Source organism: Allopusillimonas soli, from assembly GCF_004153445.1.
GTDB lineage: Bacteria > Pseudomonadota > Gammaproteobacteria > Burkholderiales > Burkholderiaceae_B > Allopusillimonas > Allopusillimonas soli.
In genome coordinates, this window is sequence record NZ_SDQC01000002.1 from 93377 (window position 1) to 108163 (window position 14787).

The 14787-nt window shown below is 54.3% G+C and carries 13 protein-coding genes; 7 read left to right on the forward strand and 6 right to left on the reverse strand.

What is annotated here, in order from left to right; genetic code table 11:
- Positions 1 to 151 precede the first annotated feature (151 nt).
- The 5 genes from ERD78_RS06200 (at position 152) to ERD78_RS06220 (ending at position 7175) form a co-directional block, all read left to right on the forward strand.
- Complete coding sequence (locus ERD78_RS06200; protein WP_129968435.1) at positions 152 to 1354, forward strand: ABC transporter substrate-binding protein; 1203 nt, start codon at positions 152 to 154, stop codon at positions 1352 to 1354.
- 46 nt (positions 1355 to 1400) lie between these two features.
- Entirely contained in the window at positions 1401 to 3512 is a 2112-nt protein-coding gene (locus tag ERD78_RS06205) for a hydantoinase/oxoprolinase family protein (protein WP_129968436.1), read from the forward strand.
- The gene (locus ERD78_RS06210; RefSeq protein ID WP_129968437.1) at positions 3500 to 5218 is read left to right on the forward strand and encodes a hydantoinase B/oxoprolinase family protein; all 1719 of its coding nucleotides are present in this window, start codon (positions 3500 to 3502) and stop codon (positions 5216 to 5218) included. The genes ERD78_RS06205 and ERD78_RS06210 overlap by 13 nt, the downstream gene beginning before the upstream one ends.
- Before the next feature lie 72 nt (positions 5219 to 5290).
- Positions 5291 to 6517 (forward strand): aspartate aminotransferase family protein, encoded by a 1227-nt coding sequence (locus tag ERD78_RS06215; protein ID WP_129968438.1) that lies wholly within the window; start codon positions 5291 to 5293, stop codon positions 6515 to 6517.
- A gap of 40 nt (positions 6518 to 6557) precedes the next feature.
- Positions 6558 to 7175 (forward strand): flavin reductase family protein, encoded by a 618-nt coding sequence (locus ERD78_RS06220; protein ID WP_129968439.1) that lies wholly within the window; start codon positions 6558 to 6560, stop codon positions 7173 to 7175.
- Here the strand turns inward: ERD78_RS06220 and ERD78_RS06225 are convergent.
- Positions 7135 to 7911 (reverse strand): TetR/AcrR family transcriptional regulator, encoded by a 777-nt coding sequence (locus ERD78_RS06225; RefSeq protein WP_129968440.1) that lies wholly within the window; start codon positions 7909 to 7911, stop codon positions 7135 to 7137. The genes ERD78_RS06220 and ERD78_RS06225 overlap by 41 nt on opposite strands.
- Positions 7912 to 8082: 171 nt before the next feature.
- Between ERD78_RS06225 and ERD78_RS06230 the strand changes: the two genes are divergently transcribed.
- Together ERD78_RS06230 and ERD78_RS06235 are read left to right on the forward strand one after the other, a co-directional pair.
- On the forward strand, positions 8083 to 8985 hold the full coding sequence (locus tag ERD78_RS06230; protein WP_245152361.1) for a beta-keto acid cleavage family enzyme: 903 nt from the start codon (positions 8083 to 8085) through the stop codon (positions 8983 to 8985).
- A complete protein-coding gene (locus ERD78_RS06235; protein WP_129968441.1) occupies positions 8982 to 9827 on the forward strand; it encodes a carbon-nitrogen hydrolase family protein in 846 nt (281 codons plus the stop codon). Before ERD78_RS06230 ends, ERD78_RS06235 begins: the two co-directional genes overlap by 4 nt.
- Positions 9828 to 9895: 68 nt before the next feature.
- Here the strand turns inward: ERD78_RS06235 and ERD78_RS06240 are convergent, their stop codons facing one another.
- From ERD78_RS06240 to ERD78_RS06260, 5 genes are read right to left on the reverse strand one after another with little or no spacing between them, the layout of a single operon-like run.
- Positions 9896 to 11053 (reverse strand): NAD(P)/FAD-dependent oxidoreductase, encoded by a 1158-nt coding sequence (locus ERD78_RS06240; RefSeq protein ID WP_129968442.1) that lies wholly within the window; start codon positions 11051 to 11053, stop codon positions 9896 to 9898.
- 1 nt (position 11054) lies between these two features.
- The gene (locus ERD78_RS06245; protein ID WP_129968443.1) at positions 11055 to 12536 is read right to left on the reverse strand and encodes an FAD/NAD(P)-dependent oxidoreductase; all 1482 of its coding nucleotides are present in this window, start codon (positions 12534 to 12536) and stop codon (positions 11055 to 11057) included.
- Positions 12533 to 12841: a (2Fe-2S)-binding protein gene (locus tag ERD78_RS06250; protein WP_129968444.1), complete on the reverse strand. Its 309-nt coding sequence runs from the start codon at positions 12839 to 12841 to the stop codon at positions 12533 to 12535. Before ERD78_RS06250 ends, ERD78_RS06245 begins: the two co-directional genes overlap by 4 nt.
- The gene (locus ERD78_RS06255; protein ID WP_129968445.1) at positions 12822 to 13973 is read right to left on the reverse strand and encodes an NAD(P)/FAD-dependent oxidoreductase; all 1152 of its coding nucleotides are present in this window, start codon (positions 13971 to 13973) and stop codon (positions 12822 to 12824) included. Before ERD78_RS06255 ends, ERD78_RS06250 begins: the two co-directional genes overlap by 20 nt.
- Complete coding sequence (locus ERD78_RS06260) at positions 13966 to 14784, reverse strand: ABC transporter permease (RefSeq protein ID WP_129968446.1); 819 nt, start codon at positions 14782 to 14784, stop codon at positions 13966 to 13968. Before ERD78_RS06260 ends, ERD78_RS06255 begins: the two co-directional genes overlap by 8 nt.
- Between the last annotated feature and the right edge of the window lie 3 nt (positions 14785 to 14787).

Below are 14787 nucleotides of genomic sequence, written 5' to 3' on the forward strand. Positions count from 1 at the left end.
AACTTCTCCATATTGAAGTTCAGCTTAGAACGCTACTTTGATTTTTTTTCAAACCTGACTGCCTGCCCGTCACTAAACTGGCTTGGGAGAGCAATGGAGCATATTGGTTCCATTGCGTTTCTCTATACCAGACTAAAAAAGAGGAGGCGTCATGAAACTACTCAGCATTGCATTGATGCTGGCTGTAGCGACCTTGAGCGGGGTCGCGTATGCCGATAATGAATCAGTCAAAATTGGCGTGCTCACGGATATGAGCGGGCCGTACGCTGACGTTGTTGGCGAGGGCTCTGTCATAGCGACTCAGCTGGCTGCCGAAGACTGTAAGGCGAAGGAATGCAAGGGAATGAAGATCGAGGTGATACCTGGTGATCATCAAAATCGCCCGGATATCGGCCTGCAGATAGCTCGAAAATGGATAGATGTGGACCACGTTGATGCCATGGTGGACCTGACGAATTCGGCTATTGCCTTGGGCGTGGCGCGAATGCTGAAGGATAAAACGCATGTTATTGGCCTTTTCTCCGGGCCCGGCACTACCAAACTCGCGAACGACGCATGCGTTCCAAATGGCTTTAAGTGGATGTATGACACATACTCATTAGCCGTTGCGCCTATCAAAGCGCTAAAGCAGAAAGGCATCAAGTCCATATACATCATCACCGCCGATTATGCATTTGGACATCAACTTGAAAAAGATGCTATGGATACTGCTAAAGAAGTGGGTATTGAGGTTAAAGGCTCAGTTCGTCATCCGCTTAACAATTTCGATTTCTCTTCTTTCCTGATGGGCGCACAGGCGTCAGGGGCGGAGGCCATCGTCCTTGCGAATGCGGGTAATGACACAATTACGGCACTTAAGCAGGCGGCCGAGTTCGGTTTGACAAAGAGCCATAGCATTACGGCGTTGTTAATGATGCTGACGGATGTTCATGCAGTGGGTCTTGAGCAGGCGCAAGGCCTGACATATGTGACCGGGTACTATTCGGACCTGAACGAACAAGCGCGTTCCTTTGCAAAACGATTTGAAGAGCGGCACGGGAGGGCGCCAACGATGACTCAAGCGGGGACATACTCGGCGGCGTTGCATTATTTGCGTGCTGTAGCAAAAGCAGGGACTACTGACGGTGTAAAGGTGGGGCCTGTAATGCGTGAGATGAAGGTGTCCGATGACGTTATTCAGAGCGGATATATTCGTGAAGATGGCCTGCTTATACATGATATGTATTTGGTTCAAGTGAAAAGTCCAAGTGAAAGTAAGCGGCCATGGGATTACGAAAAATTGATTGCTACTATTCCTGGTGACGATGCTTACAGTCCTTTGGAAAAGTCCACATGCCCACTTTTGAAACAATAATGACTAGCATATCTATGGGTTCATCTTGTGGTTCAAAAGGATTAGCATGAGCATAGAAATTGCGTTCGACATAGGTGGGACATTTACCGACTTTGCCGTTAGGATAGATGGCAGCATCCAAACCAAATTTCTAAAGATTCCCACCACAAGCGAACAACCTGCCATTGCAGCGCTGAATGGCTTGGAGGAGCTACTTGCGGAAAATGCCGGCAGGGAGTCGGATGTTGAGTTGCTACTGCACGCTACCACTATCGCAACCAACGCTATCTTGGAGCGTAAGGGGGCGAAGACCGCCCTGATTACAACGCGTGGTTTTAGGGATGTTCTTCTTATCGGACGCCAGAAGCGGCACGAAACCTTCAATTTGAATTTAAGTAAGCCTCCTGCGCTGATCAAGCGTAGCCATGTACTGGAAATAAGCGAGAGGATTTCGGCCCGCGGAGAGGTTCTTGTACACCCAGATGAGGATGAAGTTCATTCCTTGGTTCAACAGTTGAAAAAGCTTGACGTGCAGTCTGTCGCTGTGTGCTTTCTACATGCATACAGCAATCCCAGGAATGAATTGAAAGTAGCAGCAGCTTTAAAGGAAGCGCTGCCTGATGTAGACATCTCGCTATCATCTGAAGTGAGTCCACGTATTCGGGAGTATGAGCGAACCAATACGACTGTTGCGAATGCCTACGTGCGGCCTCTCGTTCGTGATTACGTCGCCGATCTAAAAGAAACTGTGGGTGGCCTGGGGATTCGATCCGCCATGCATATCATGCAGTCAAACGGAGGCTTGGTGCCTGCTGAGATGGCATGCCAGAATCCCATCCGTATCGTTGAATCCGGCCCTGCCGCTGGTGTCTTGATGTGTGCCTCCATGGGTCATACGGAAGGCATTAAGGACATTCTCACGTTTGATATGGGTGGTACTACTGCCAAGCTGGGCGCCATTGATGATGGACAGGCTGCGGTGACCTCCTCATTTGAGGTGGATCTCATAGACTATAAACGAGGCAGCGGTCTTCCCTTAAATGTGTCAAGCGTAGAACTGATAGAGATAGGGGCAGGAGGAGGAAGCATTGCTCATGTTGAGGCTGGTGTCATCAGCGTAGGTCCGGAAAGCGCATCCTCCACCCCAGGCCCTGCCTGCTACGGCCGAGGAGGACGTGAACCGACTGTTACCGATGCCAACCTCGTACTAGGCTACATAGATGCGGAAGATTTCAATGGCAAAGCATTCCAGCTGCATTACGACGCTGCCTATGAGGTAATTCAAAGGCATATTGCGGAGCCACTGAGGTTGAGTGTTGAAAAATCCGCATGGGCAATTCATACTTTGGCCACAAATAAAATGGAGCGCGCACTACGCAATGTCTCGATAGAGCGTGGGCGTGATCCTCGCTTATATACCATGGTGGCGTTCGGTGGCGCTGGGCCGCTTCATGCGGCGAGACTCGCACGGCAAGCGTCCATTCCCCGGTTAATGATTCCCATGGGTGCGGGAGTTGGCTCTGCCATTGGACTGCTTAACGCTCCAACAAAGCTGGATGCTTCAAGAACACATGCAGTGTTACTTGACACTCAATACGTTGAAGTCATCCAGGAAATCTTTGCGCAACTTGAAGAACAAGTAAGAAATCAAGTCGAAAAAATTGGTGAAGGGCTTAAGAAGTTCAATTTCAGCCGTCATGCATACATGCGATTCGCAGGGCAGGGTTTTGAAATAAAAGTCGAACTGGATAGCGGCACGATTGACGACTCCTTTGTATTGTCAGCACGAAATCGCTTTGAATCCCGCTATCAGGATATTTACGGCGCTGTAAACCCCACTGGCTCGGTGGAGGTGATTGACTGGCATGTCAGCGCAACAAGCGCCAATACATACCCTGGCGGTGAGTGGACTCATGGAATGGGGCACAAGACATTGTCGGATAAATCATCAAGCGCTAGTGCCAGCCGAACTCGCCCGGTCTATTTTCCTGAAACTGACGGCTTCGCCCCTTGTCCAGTTTATGAACGTGAACAGCTGGAGCCGGGCCATTTCATTGTTGGACCGGCAGTGATTCAGGAGCGGGAGACTGCAACAGTGCTTCTGCCGGGTGACCGGGCAAACGTTAGTGAGTATGGAAACATACTAATTGATATAGAGGCTGATCCATGTCTGACGTGAGCACTGTGACTTCAGTCACGAAACCCAATATTGATGCCGTGACTATTTCGGTTCTTTGGAGTTCTTTGGTTGCCATCACTGAAGAGATGGGAACGGCACTACGTAATTCGGCATACTCCGCTGCAGTCAGAGAAGGGGATGATTTTTCTACAGGACTTTTTGACCGGCATGGGCGCTTGATAGCCCAAGGGAATTTCACGCCAGGTCATTTGGGAGCAATGCCGTATGTTTTGGAGAATGTTGAGCATTACTTTCCCCGAAAGGAAATGCGTCCTGGAGATGGATTTCTGCTTAACGATTCACAATTAGGTTCGGGTCACTTTCCTGACTGCTTTTTGGTCACACCAATATTTGACGGTAGTGTACTTATCGGATACTCGGTCACCATAGCGCATCAAGTCGATGTTGGTGGAGCAGCTGCGGGTTCACAAATGGTGCAAGGCGTATCTGAAGCATTTCAAGAAGGTCTTCGTATACTTCCCACACGAGTGATGGCCAACTATCAGTTTGATGACAACGTAATTAGGCTAATTTTGGGCAATGTCAGAATGCCTGAGATAATGCTGGGCGATCTTACGGCACAAAAAAATGCCAATCTTTCAGGTGCGCAACAATTCTTGGATTTGTACAAGCGCCATGGTGAAGAGGTTTTCGATGGCACGGTGTCAATAATTCTTGAGCGCACTGAAGCAGACATGCGAGAGCGATTGTTGTCGCTCCCACAAGGAAGTTTTTCTTTTGATGACTATCTTGATGATGCCGGGCCCGGTACGGAGCCCGTATGTATTGCTGTCGATATAGAGGTCAGGAATGGTGAAATAGTATTGGACTTCTCGCGCAGCAGCGATCAAGTTGATGCTGCCATCAATTCGTACATCAACTATACGAGAGCGTACAGTTATTTTGCTATTAAGGTTCTGACTCAGGCGACATTGCCTCAAAATGCAGGGGCCATCTCGCCTATCAAGATTAGATCACGTGAAGGTTCTTTTATGAATCCTTGCTTTCCCGCTCCTTCTGGCGGGCGGGCCACTGTACAGGTGAGGATCTATGAGGTGATCAACGGTGCGCTATCAAAGGCTGTTCCAAACAGGGTGCTGGCGGGATTCTCTCACTGGAGCAACCCGAACATAGGCGGAATTGATCCGAACACGGGCTCTCCGTTCGTCTACTATGACCTCATCATGGGTGGGTACGGTGCCATGTCTTGCAAGGATGGGGCTGAGGCGATGGCTCCCGTGATGAATTGCGCCAATATTCCGATCGAAATGCACGAGCTTACTTGTCCAGTACGCATATTGCGGTTTGGCTTCATTACGGATTCGGGCGGAGCGGGCCAATACAGAGGTGGTTGTGGTATTCAAAAAGATGTCGAACTCCTTGCAGACAAGGGAAAGTTGACGCTGCTGAGTGATCGACATGTATTTGCGCCGTATGGTTTGGAGGGCGGCATGCCCGGAGGTATCGGAAAAACCACGTTGCTGCGGAATGGAAAACCTCGGGAACTGGGATCGAAAGAGGTAATGGATCTGCGTCGTGGGGACATCGTTTGTTTCAACACTTCTGGTGCGGGCGGGCACGGCGATCCAAGCCTGCGTTCGCCGGCGCTCATTGCCCAGGATATCGAAGAGGGCTATTTCTCCATGGAGCTGTCTGAATCCACCTATGGAAAGGAGTCTCTTTCGCTGGCCACTAACAAAGATTGATACCCTAATCCGCAAAGAAAAATTTTAATTGAACAACGTAAGAACCATGTTTGCCATACCTCTTGGACAGCTATGACTAATGTAATTCATGAGCCTGTTGAATCGGCGACTGCACAATTCAGCTCGGAAGCACTTATTCCAACCCATAAGCGTTTACCCGTTACCTTTACGCACGGAAACGGTGCCTGGTTGTGGGACACGCAAGGTAAAAAATATCTAGATGCGCTAGCTGGAATTGCTGTCAACACTTTGGGGCACGCCCATCCCGCACTTGTAAAAGCGGTTAGTGAACAAGCAGCACAGCTTATCCATATTTCAAATAATTATTTCATTCCACAGCAAATTAGACTGGCAGAACGCTTGGTGTCAATGTCTGGATTGCGACAAGCTTTTTTCGTGAATTCAGGAGCTGAAGCAAACGAATGTGCCATTAAGTTGGCACGCATGCTGGGGCATAAGCGAGGCATATCTGTTCCCAAAATTCTTGTCATGGAGAAGGCTTTTCATGGGCGTACCATGGGCAGCCTGTCCGCAACTGCCAAACAAAGCATCCGAGAGGGCTTTGGTCCGTTGCTGGAAGGGTTTGAACGCGTTCGTTTTGACATAGAAGAGATTGAAAACGCGTCGAAGGATCCGGATGTTGTTGCTGTTCTGTTGGAGGTAATTCAAGGCGAAGGAGGTATCAATCTGCTTCCGGAGGACTCGTTGAGGAGACTCAGGAAGCTTTGCGATGAGCGCGATATTCTGTTGATGCTTGATGAAGTTCAAACGGGTATTGCACGCACGGGAAAACTTTTTGCTTATCAGCACGCGAATATTGTTCCTGATGTGCTCGCTCTGGCGAAAGGGCTTGGCGGCGGAGTTCCAATTGGCGCTTGCCTTATCGGCGAGAGAGCCATGGATATCTTTTCAGTGGGTAGCCATGGCTCCACCTTCGGGGGAAACCCGCTTGTATGTGCTGCAGCAAATGCGGTGCTCGACGTCGTTGAGCAGGAAAGGCTGTATGACAATGCACGAGTGATAGGAAATTTTATTGCTCATGAATTTCAAAAAAAGCTTGTGGATGTCCCTGGTGTACGCGGCGTACGCGGTGCTGGCTTGCTGATTGGTATAGAACTGGAACAGCCATGTGGTTCTCTACCCGCTTTGGCCCTCGATGCGGGACTACTGATAAGCGTTACAGCTGATAATGTTGTCCGTCTAGCACCACCGCTAATCTTGTCGCAGTCTGAAGCGGAGTACCTGGTCGATACGTTGGTATCTGTGATTCGAGATTATGTAACAAGAACCCGGTCATAGAACTGTAGAAATTCTGCATTCCACTATATATAGGTTCATTATGTTTTTTGAAGCAGATTCCGAGCATGGTTTGCCTCGTGACCCATTTAAAGCCTGCATTGTTCCCCGGCCCATAGGGTGGATTAGTACGATAGACGCAAGCGGGAATGAAAACCTTGCACCGTATAGCTTTTTCAATGCGGTAGCAGAGCGCCCTCGTATGGTGATGTTTTGCGTAAATGGCCAGCACGAGAAGGGCGGGGCGAAAGACACCCTGAGAAACGTAATGGAGGTTCCGGAATTTGTCGTGAATATGTCGACTTGGGAATTGCGTGAACAGATGAACACCTCATGTGCTCCTCTGGATAGCAAATGCGACGAGTTTCAGGCTGCGGATTTGGAAAAATCGAGAGCGAGACTCGTGCGTCCCTCGCTGGTCAAGGCAGCCCCGATAAATCTTGAATGCTTAGTGCATCAGATGGTTGACTTGCCGCCAGACCCATTAAATGGCCGGAACTGCATGATTATTGGCCGGGTGATAGGCATCCACATCCAAGACAATATTTTAGTCAATGGCCGTGTTAACTTTGATGGCCTTCGCCCCTTGGGCAGGCTTGGCTATGCGCAATACGTTGTGGCTAAAGAGGAGGGCATTTTTGAGATGCGCCGGCCAGACTGACTGAGTGGATGGCAACGGCTTTGTGCTTAATTTGCCATTCCTGCGCCAACCCCCGAGCCCGAAAGCCCGAGGCGATGAATGCCACCATCTGCTCAATGCCATACTCTGGATCATTCTCAAGATCGGAGTTGGCGACATTGCTGAATACAATCGGGCGCCTGGCCATCCGCTGTGGTCCCGCCATGGCATAGATTAATGCGCCGACCATCATGTTGTAGCGCCAGAGCAGATCATCCAGCGATAGACCGGGCAGGCACACCTGAAGTGCGAGTACAAACCGGCTGCGCACCGGCTCGTAGTGAGCCTTGAGGAAATCCTCTTCTCCAGGCATGGAGTATATGCGCGCAAGAAACTGCGTCACGATTAGCGATGAGTTCCCCAGATTTTCGCCCTCTACAGGGGAGGTGGAGGCAATGCCGCGGATCACCGGGGCAACAAAGCTGCGGATTACTTCCTCCAAAAGAATATCTCTCGGTCCGCTGAGGGCACAGTCGAGTAGCCGAAGCCTTTCCTCGTTCAAGGGTGTTACGCGCCGCTGGAACATTTCTTCCAGCAGCCTCTGCTTATTTCCGAAGTGATAGCTGATGGATGCCACGTTGGCGCCAGCCTGTTCGCAGACAGCACGCACAGACAACGCTTCGACCCCGCCTTCAGCGCAGAGGCGCTCGGCGACATCCAGAATCAATTGTTTGGTGACTTCGCTGGACCTTGGCCCGCCGGGGTAATGTCTCACCATTTTATTTAAACGACTGTTTAAACATCGTTTAATTATACGTGAAAGGCCTAGTATCTAATAAAAATTAGTAAAAATACAATTTAAACAACTGTTTAAATTGGCTATTGAATGTACGGCTCACTTTGCCGGAGTTGTACGCAAGCGAAATATCCGAATTCAGTAAAACCACTGATGTCTTCATATGAGGTCAAGATGCCCAAGCCCACGATCATTACATGCGCCATTACGGGTGGCGACGATACCGCTGGCCGCTTTCGCGCGGTTCCGGTTACGCCAAGGCAGATTGCCGATTCTGCAATCGAGGCATGTCGAGCCGGTGCGGCCATCGCGCATATTCACGTGCGCAACCCGGAAACAGGGAAGCCCTCGATCGAGCTTGCGTTATATCGAGAGGTTGTGGAACGCATCAGAGACAGCGGCTCGCCGGTTATCGTGAATCTGACTACCGGGGCCGGTGCGCGTTTCATCCCCAGCGATGATGCACCCAACACAGTGGCCGAAGGATCAAACTTGCGCACGCCCGCTGAACGCGCTCGTCATATTGCCGCCTTGCGCCCGGAGATCTGTAGCCTGGACATGGGGAGCCTAAATTTCGGCAAAGGGGCGCTTATCAATATTCAGAAGCATGTCGAGGCGATTGCCGCTGTCATCCGTGAGGCTGGCGTAAAGCCAGAGCTGGAGATCTTTGATACCGGCCATATTGCACTCGCCAGACATATGATGAATGAGGGCCTGATCGAGCAAAATCCGCTATGGCAGTTCGTGATGGGTGTTCCGTGGGGGGCGCCGTCTGATACGGATGTTCTGTTGGCGATGCGCAACCTGCTGCCGTCGGGCGCGAACTGGTCGGCGTTCGGCATAGGTGCCAAGGAGTATCCCATGCTGGCGCAAGCCGCATTGCTGGGAGGCCATGTTCGTGTGGGTCTGGAAGACAATCTGTATGTCGAAAAGGGCGTGCAGGCCACCAGCAATGCACAGTTGGTGGAGAAGGGCGTGAATGTGCTTCAAACGCTGGGTTTCGAGGTGGCAACGCCGAAGCAAGCACGTGAAATACTGGGGTTGCAAGCGTTGTGAGTACTTCCCTGATTGTGGCACTTGGTCAGTACGCGCCATCGCCAGACATTGATGCGAATATGGTGACTATTTCTGGTTTGGCGGATCAGGCGGCCCAGCGTGGCGCCGATTGGTTGCTGCTGCCCGAATATGCCAGTTGCCTGGATAGCCGCCGCGCAGTAATGTTGGAGGCCGCGCATCACTCAGATTACGCTCACAGCAAGATCTGCCAGGCGGCGGCGCACTCGGGGTTATGGATATTCCTTGGCTCGCACGTCATATACGATGCAGCCGAGAGCAAGATGGTGAATCGTTCGCTGGTGATTGACCCGCGCGGCAACGTACGCGCGGCGTACGACAAGCTGCATATGTTTGATGTGACATTGGCTGATGGCACCCGAATTCAAGAATCCCGCAATTACCGATCTGGCGACAGGGGTGTGGTTGTTGCCACGCCTTGGGGTCAGGTGGGGTTATCCATTTGCTACGATCTGCGTTTCCCTCAGCTCTATCGCCAGTTGGCCCAAGCGGGCGCGGAGGTGCTGCTGGCGCCTGCTGCATTCACGCGCCAGACGGGCCCCGCCCATTGGCGCACGCTGCTTCAGGCGCGCGCTATCGAGAACCGTGCCTTCGTATTGGCCGCCGCCGCATGCGGCGAAAGCGGCAATGGCCGCACAAGCTACGGGCACAGCATGGTCATCAATCCGGAGGGCAGGGTTTTGGGTGAACTGAATGGTGAGCCTGGTCTACTTGTTCAGTCCATTACTGTGGCCGAAACGGCGCGCAGCCGTCGGCAATTGCCAAGTCTGAAACATGACCGGCCGTTTTTCGTTGAAACATATGATGCGGTTGGCGATGTTTGATTGAAACCCAGTCTTCATGGCGTCGATATGCGGCACAGATGAAGTCGTGGGTTTGATACTGAGACGCCTTATCGCCCGCTATCTCCCGTAGCCGCCGCGCCATTGCCCAGGGCAAACCGGTCAATGCGAAACGGTTCTATGGGAAGGTCGGTAAAGCCCTCGGTGATGAGATCGGCAATAATCTTGCCGACTATGGGCCCCAGTTCGAAGCCATGGGCGGAAAACCCAAAGGCATGGAATGCGTTTTCATGCCGGATGCTGGGCCCGATGACCGGAATATCGTCAGGCATTCTGGCCTCGATGCCGGCCCATCCGCGGTTTATCACGGCCTGGCGCATATGAGGAAACAGCTCGCATACTACGCGTGCGCCTTCGGCCAGGGCATGAAAATCCAGCTCGGTCCAGTTCGTGTCGCGATTCACCCTGGCGCGGCGGCCCCCGCCTATGAGCACCGTGCCGTTGGCCCGCTGCTTGAAGGAGAGCGGCCGTCCGCTGCCGATGACGACGGGATCAAGAAAATGCGGCATGGGCAATGTCACCAGCATCATCGGTGCGATGGCTTCCAAAGGCACATCCTCGCCCAGTTGCGAGGCGATGCGGTCTGCCCACGCGCCAGCGCAGTTCACTATCACGGGTGTGGTGAATACGTCTGTTTCCGTCGATACAGACCATTGCCTGCCTACGCGCTCCACCCGTTTTACTAATACGCCTTCACGAAACCGCGCACCCAGGCTTTCTGCCTTGCGGCGAAATGCCAGCGTTGTGCGATACGGGTCCGCGGCGCCGTTCTCGGCAGCCATAATGCCGCCTCGCACAGACGGATTGATGGCAGGTATGCGTTCGCATAGCGCGGAGGGTGCCAGCCATTGCTCATGGATATAGCCTTGTGCTGACAAGGTTTGCAGCCGAGTCTGCAGCGTTGCGAGATCCGCTTCGTTTTCCGCCACGAGAATCTGGCCATGCTGCTCGAAGCCACAGTCGTCGTCAACGAGGTTCTCAATATCCTTCCATAGCGCCAGGGAAGCAAGCGACAGCGGAATCTCGGCAAGATGGCGGGCAAGTGTGCGCACGCCGCCGGCGTTCACGCCCGAGGCGTGGCGGCCCACATAGTTTTTCTCCAGCACCAGCGCGTGCACACCCGCGCGCGCCAGGTGCAGCGCCACCGAGCTGCCATGCAGGCCTCCTCCGATGACAATCGCCGCGGCGGAATGATCTGGCGCGGCCATGTCATTTTTTCAGGCGGACGACGGCCTCTATGGACGCGTCCGTCTGCGGCAAGGATGCCAGCTCGCCCAGCGTGAGTGGCTTTATGGGGAAACGAAGCCGGTAATAGCCAACATCGCGCGGCGGTATGCCCAGCTCGTCGCCAATGACTTCGGCTACGGTAAGCCCGCAGAATCTGCCTTGGCAGGGGCCCATGCCGCAGCGTAAAAAGGATTTCATCTGGTTTGGGCCGGTGCAGCCAAGCTTGACGGTATCGCGTATTTGCGCGGCGGTAATTTCCTCGCATCGGCATACAATGGTGTCGCCCGTGGGTCGACGAAATGAAGGCGGAGCCTGGTACAGCGTATCGAAGAAATCTCGTCCGCCGAGCGCCTTGCGCAACGCATGGCGGAGTGGCTTGGCCTTTGCGTCCCTGTCGGGCGCGGTAATGCGCCCCAACCTGTGCGCGGCTTGCAGCGCCGCGATGCGGCCCCGGTTCTCGGCTGCGATGGCGCCGCCTATCCCGGCGCCGTCGCCTGCCAGCCATACATCGGGTATCGACGATGTGCCCCAGGTATCGACCACAGGCTCCCAACAGTCCAGCAGACTGTTCCAGGCATGGTCCAGGCCCAGCGCCCGCGCCAGGTTGACATTGGGTACAACGCCCTGGTGCAGCAGAAGCATGTCGGCAGGCATGGCGTGGGTCTTGCCGCCGGCCGTGTACCGAACGGTCTCAAGACTGCCATCGCCTTCGGCGCGCAGATCGCTGACATTCTTGATAATGCGCACGCGTTGCTTCACCTCCCGCATGAGCTTGATGCCTTTTGCAAAATACGGCGAAAGCATGAATGCCAATGCATGCGGCAAAGCGCGTTTCAAATTACTGGACTGTGTGGTTTCCAGCAGCGCGTCGATCTTCACGCCGGCATTGAGATACTGCCATGCGATCAGGTAGAGCAGGGGCCCGCAGCCTGCAAGAACGATGTGGCCGGTGGGCACCATGCCGGATGCTTTCAATAGTATCTGGCCGGCGCCCGCGGTAATGACACCAGGCAGCGTCCAGCCTGGTATCGGTACCGGGCGCTCTTGCGCGCCGGTTGCCAACAGCAGCTGCCGCGCGCGCACCAATTCGGCCGTACCGTTGATGGAGCAAGCGGCTTCAAACCGGCTATCGGGATCTTGTGAGTTCTTCTGAGTAATGGCCCATACCGTGGCGGAAGGCTGATAGTGTGCGCCGGACTGTTCAAAAGGCCCGATCAGGCTCTCGCCCGCCCAGTAATCGGGTCCCAGGATACGGCGATTCTCAGTGGGTGGCTGCGTGATGGCGCGGTATATCTGGCCGCCAGGCGCTGCTTGTTCGTCCAGCAGCAGTGTGTCCACGCCCGCCTGCGCCGCCACCGTAGCGGCTGCCAGGCCGGCGGGCCCGGCGCCAATCACCAGCAGATCGCATTGCCGCAGGGGTGTGCCGCTGGTGGCAGTGTACGGGCTGGTTTGATTGTTTGTCATGGTTGCACCTCTCGGGCGCCCGATTGGCGCTGCACGTGCATACCTTCCTGTGCACGTGTCATGCAGGCCTGCTGATTGGGTTTACCGTCTATGATCACCAGGCAGTCATAGCAGACACCCATCAGGCAGAAAGGGCCTCGCGGGGTCTGGCTGATTGCCGTATCTCGACAGGCGAGCGTGCCGGAAGAAAAAAGCGCAGCGGCGACACTGTCGCCGTCCATACAGGTAACCGCCATATCATCAATGGTGATATGGATGGTGCGAGCCTGCTTTTGCTGCTCGACTTCAGGCAATCTCTGGAACATGAAATCTCTCCGCTGAGAAGGGTGCCATTTCAACTGGAAGGCTGCCGCCGGCGATCATGGGCGCCAGGAGCAGCGCGTGGGCTGCCGCGAGCGTTACGCCACTATGGCAGGTGACAACGAATGCGCCCGGACAGCTGCGGGATTCCTGATAAATGGGGTAGCCGTCGGGGGACATTACACGCAGCGCCGCCCAGCTTCGCACGACGCGCACATCGCGCAGTGCCGGCAACGTCCGAACGGCCCTGTCCGCCAAAGTGGCAAGAATAGGCAAGCCCGTTTGTTGATCCGCAAAGCCCGCTTCCTCCTGCGAGTCGCCGATTAGCCAGGTGCCTTCATCCATTTGTCTGAGCGTGGCCATGGGTGTGCGCAGCAAAGGGCGTGTTCTTTCCAGGGCAATGATTTGGCCGCGTTGCGGGCGTACGGGAATGTGAAGACCGAGCTGTTCTCCCAGTGTCTTGTTGCCAAGGCCCGCTGCCAGTACAACCTTGGCGGCGCGTACTGCACCGCGCGTCGTGTGGATATGAAACAGGCCGTCTATATGATCGATCTTTACCACGCCATGCATGGGACGGTAATCTATTTGGTCGGCGGAAAACGATGTGTGCAAGGCGCGCAGCAGCTTGAGCGGGTTGGCCGTGCCGTCAATGCTGGTCCAGCTTGCGCCGCATACATCCGGGCCTATGCCAGGCACCATGTCTGCCAACTCCTGCCTATCGAGCAGCTTCCAATCGTAGGGAAGCATGCCGGGCTGATCCATCAGCTCTGTCATGAAACGGATGCGCGCCTGTTTCTCTTCCTCTGATAGCAAGATATGCAATCCACCAAGCTGTTCATGGTGCACATCCACGCCTGTTTTTTCCATCAACTCCTGTGCAAACTGTGCCCAGTGCGAGGCCGACGCTCTTGTCCAGGCACTGTATTGCGGCTTGCCCATGCCTTTGCTTTGCACCCATACCAGTCCGAAGTTGCCGCGCGAAGCACGGTATGCCACATCGCCCTCGTCAACCACAGTGACGTGGTCAAGCGTGCGCCGCAATCCGTATGCAATGGACGCTCCGACCAGACCGCCGCCCACGACCGCCGCATCGTAGACACCCGTATGCACAGGCTCCGGTAGTTTCACATCAAGCATTGCCGGGATCCTTGAATTCTTTGCCAACAAACAGCGTTTCCAGGCCGATCAGCCTGTCCAGAATGAATATGAGAATCAATGCGGCATAGATCAGCACAGCCGAAACGGCGGTGACCAACGGGTCGATGGTATCGGCAATCTGCAGAAATATCCGTACTGGCAGTGTCGTGGTGGAGGGCGACGCGATGAATATGGACATGGTCAATTCGTCGAAACTGGTGATAAAGGCAATGACCCAGCCGCTGACCACGCCGGGCAACATGAGGGGCAGCACGATGCGGCGGAATACCGTCCAGTTGGAGGCGCCCAGCGACAGCGCGGCGCGGCCCAGCTTTGGATCTATGCCGACTGCGGAGGTCAATACCAGCCGCAGTGCATAAGGCATGATGATAATGATGTGCGCCACCACCAGCCCGGCATAGGTGCCTGCCAGGCCTATGGTGCTGAAAAACCGCAGGAAGGCCAGCCCCAGCACGACATGGGGAATCATGAGTGGCGAAAGGAAAAAGGCGACAAGCGCCTCGCGCCCGCGAAAGCGGTTGCGGGCAACGGCCAGCGCACAGGGTATGGAAACCAGCAGGGCGATGGTGGCCGACAGGGCGCCCAGGCCCAGGCTGAACCAGAATGCGTCGATGAAGCGCGGGTTGTCGAGTATGGCCTTGAACCAGCGCAGTGACAGCCCTTGCGTAGGCAGCGAGATATAGCCTTGCGATGTGAAGGCGACGGCGCAGACCATGACAATGGGCGCAAGAATAAATGCGATAAACAGCGCGTGAAAAAGCAGGCTCCAGAAACCGTTACGAAATTGCATGGC

What these genes read in the sequence shown, in the direction of transcription:
- ERD78_RS06230 (WP_245152361.1), top strand. Translation starts at nt 8,083, where the DNA reads ATGTCTTCATATGAGGTCAAGATGCCCAAGCCCACGATCATTACATGC.
- ERD78_RS06260 (WP_129968446.1), bottom strand. Translation starts at nt 14,784, where the DNA reads ATGCAATTTCGTAACGGTTTCTGGAGCCTGCTTTTTCACGCGCTGTTT.
- ERD78_RS06205 (WP_129968436.1), top strand. Translation starts at nt 1,401, where the DNA reads ATGAGCATAGAAATTGCGTTCGACATAGGTGGGACATTTACCGACTTT.
- ERD78_RS06250 (WP_129968444.1), bottom strand. Translation starts at nt 12,841, where the DNA reads ATGTTCCAGAGATTGCCTGAAGTCGAGCAGCAAAAGCAGGCTCGCACC.
- ERD78_RS06200 (WP_129968435.1), top strand. Translation starts at nt 152, where the DNA reads ATGAAACTACTCAGCATTGCATTGATGCTGGCTGTAGCGACCTTGAGC.
- ERD78_RS06215 (WP_129968438.1), top strand. Translation starts at nt 5,291, where the DNA reads ATGACTAATGTAATTCATGAGCCTGTTGAATCGGCGACTGCACAATTC.
- ERD78_RS06245 (WP_129968443.1), bottom strand. Translation starts at nt 12,536, where the DNA reads ATGACAAACAATCAAACCAGCCCGTACACTGCCACCAGCGGCACACCC.
- ERD78_RS06220 (WP_129968439.1), top strand. Translation starts at nt 6,558, where the DNA reads ATGTTTTTTGAAGCAGATTCCGAGCATGGTTTGCCTCGTGACCCATTT.
- ERD78_RS06255 (WP_129968445.1), bottom strand. Translation starts at nt 13,973, where the DNA reads ATGCTTGATGTGAAACTACCGGAGCCTGTGCATACGGGTGTCTACGAT.
- ERD78_RS06225 (WP_129968440.1), bottom strand. Translation starts at nt 7,911, where the DNA reads ATGGTGAGACATTACCCCGGCGGGCCAAGGTCCAGCGAAGTCACCAAA.
- ERD78_RS06210 (WP_129968437.1), top strand. Translation starts at nt 3,500, where the DNA reads ATGTCTGACGTGAGCACTGTGACTTCAGTCACGAAACCCAATATTGAT.
- ERD78_RS06240 (WP_129968442.1), bottom strand. Translation starts at nt 11,053, where the DNA reads ATGGCCGCGCCAGATCATTCCGCCGCGGCGATTGTCATCGGAGGAGGC.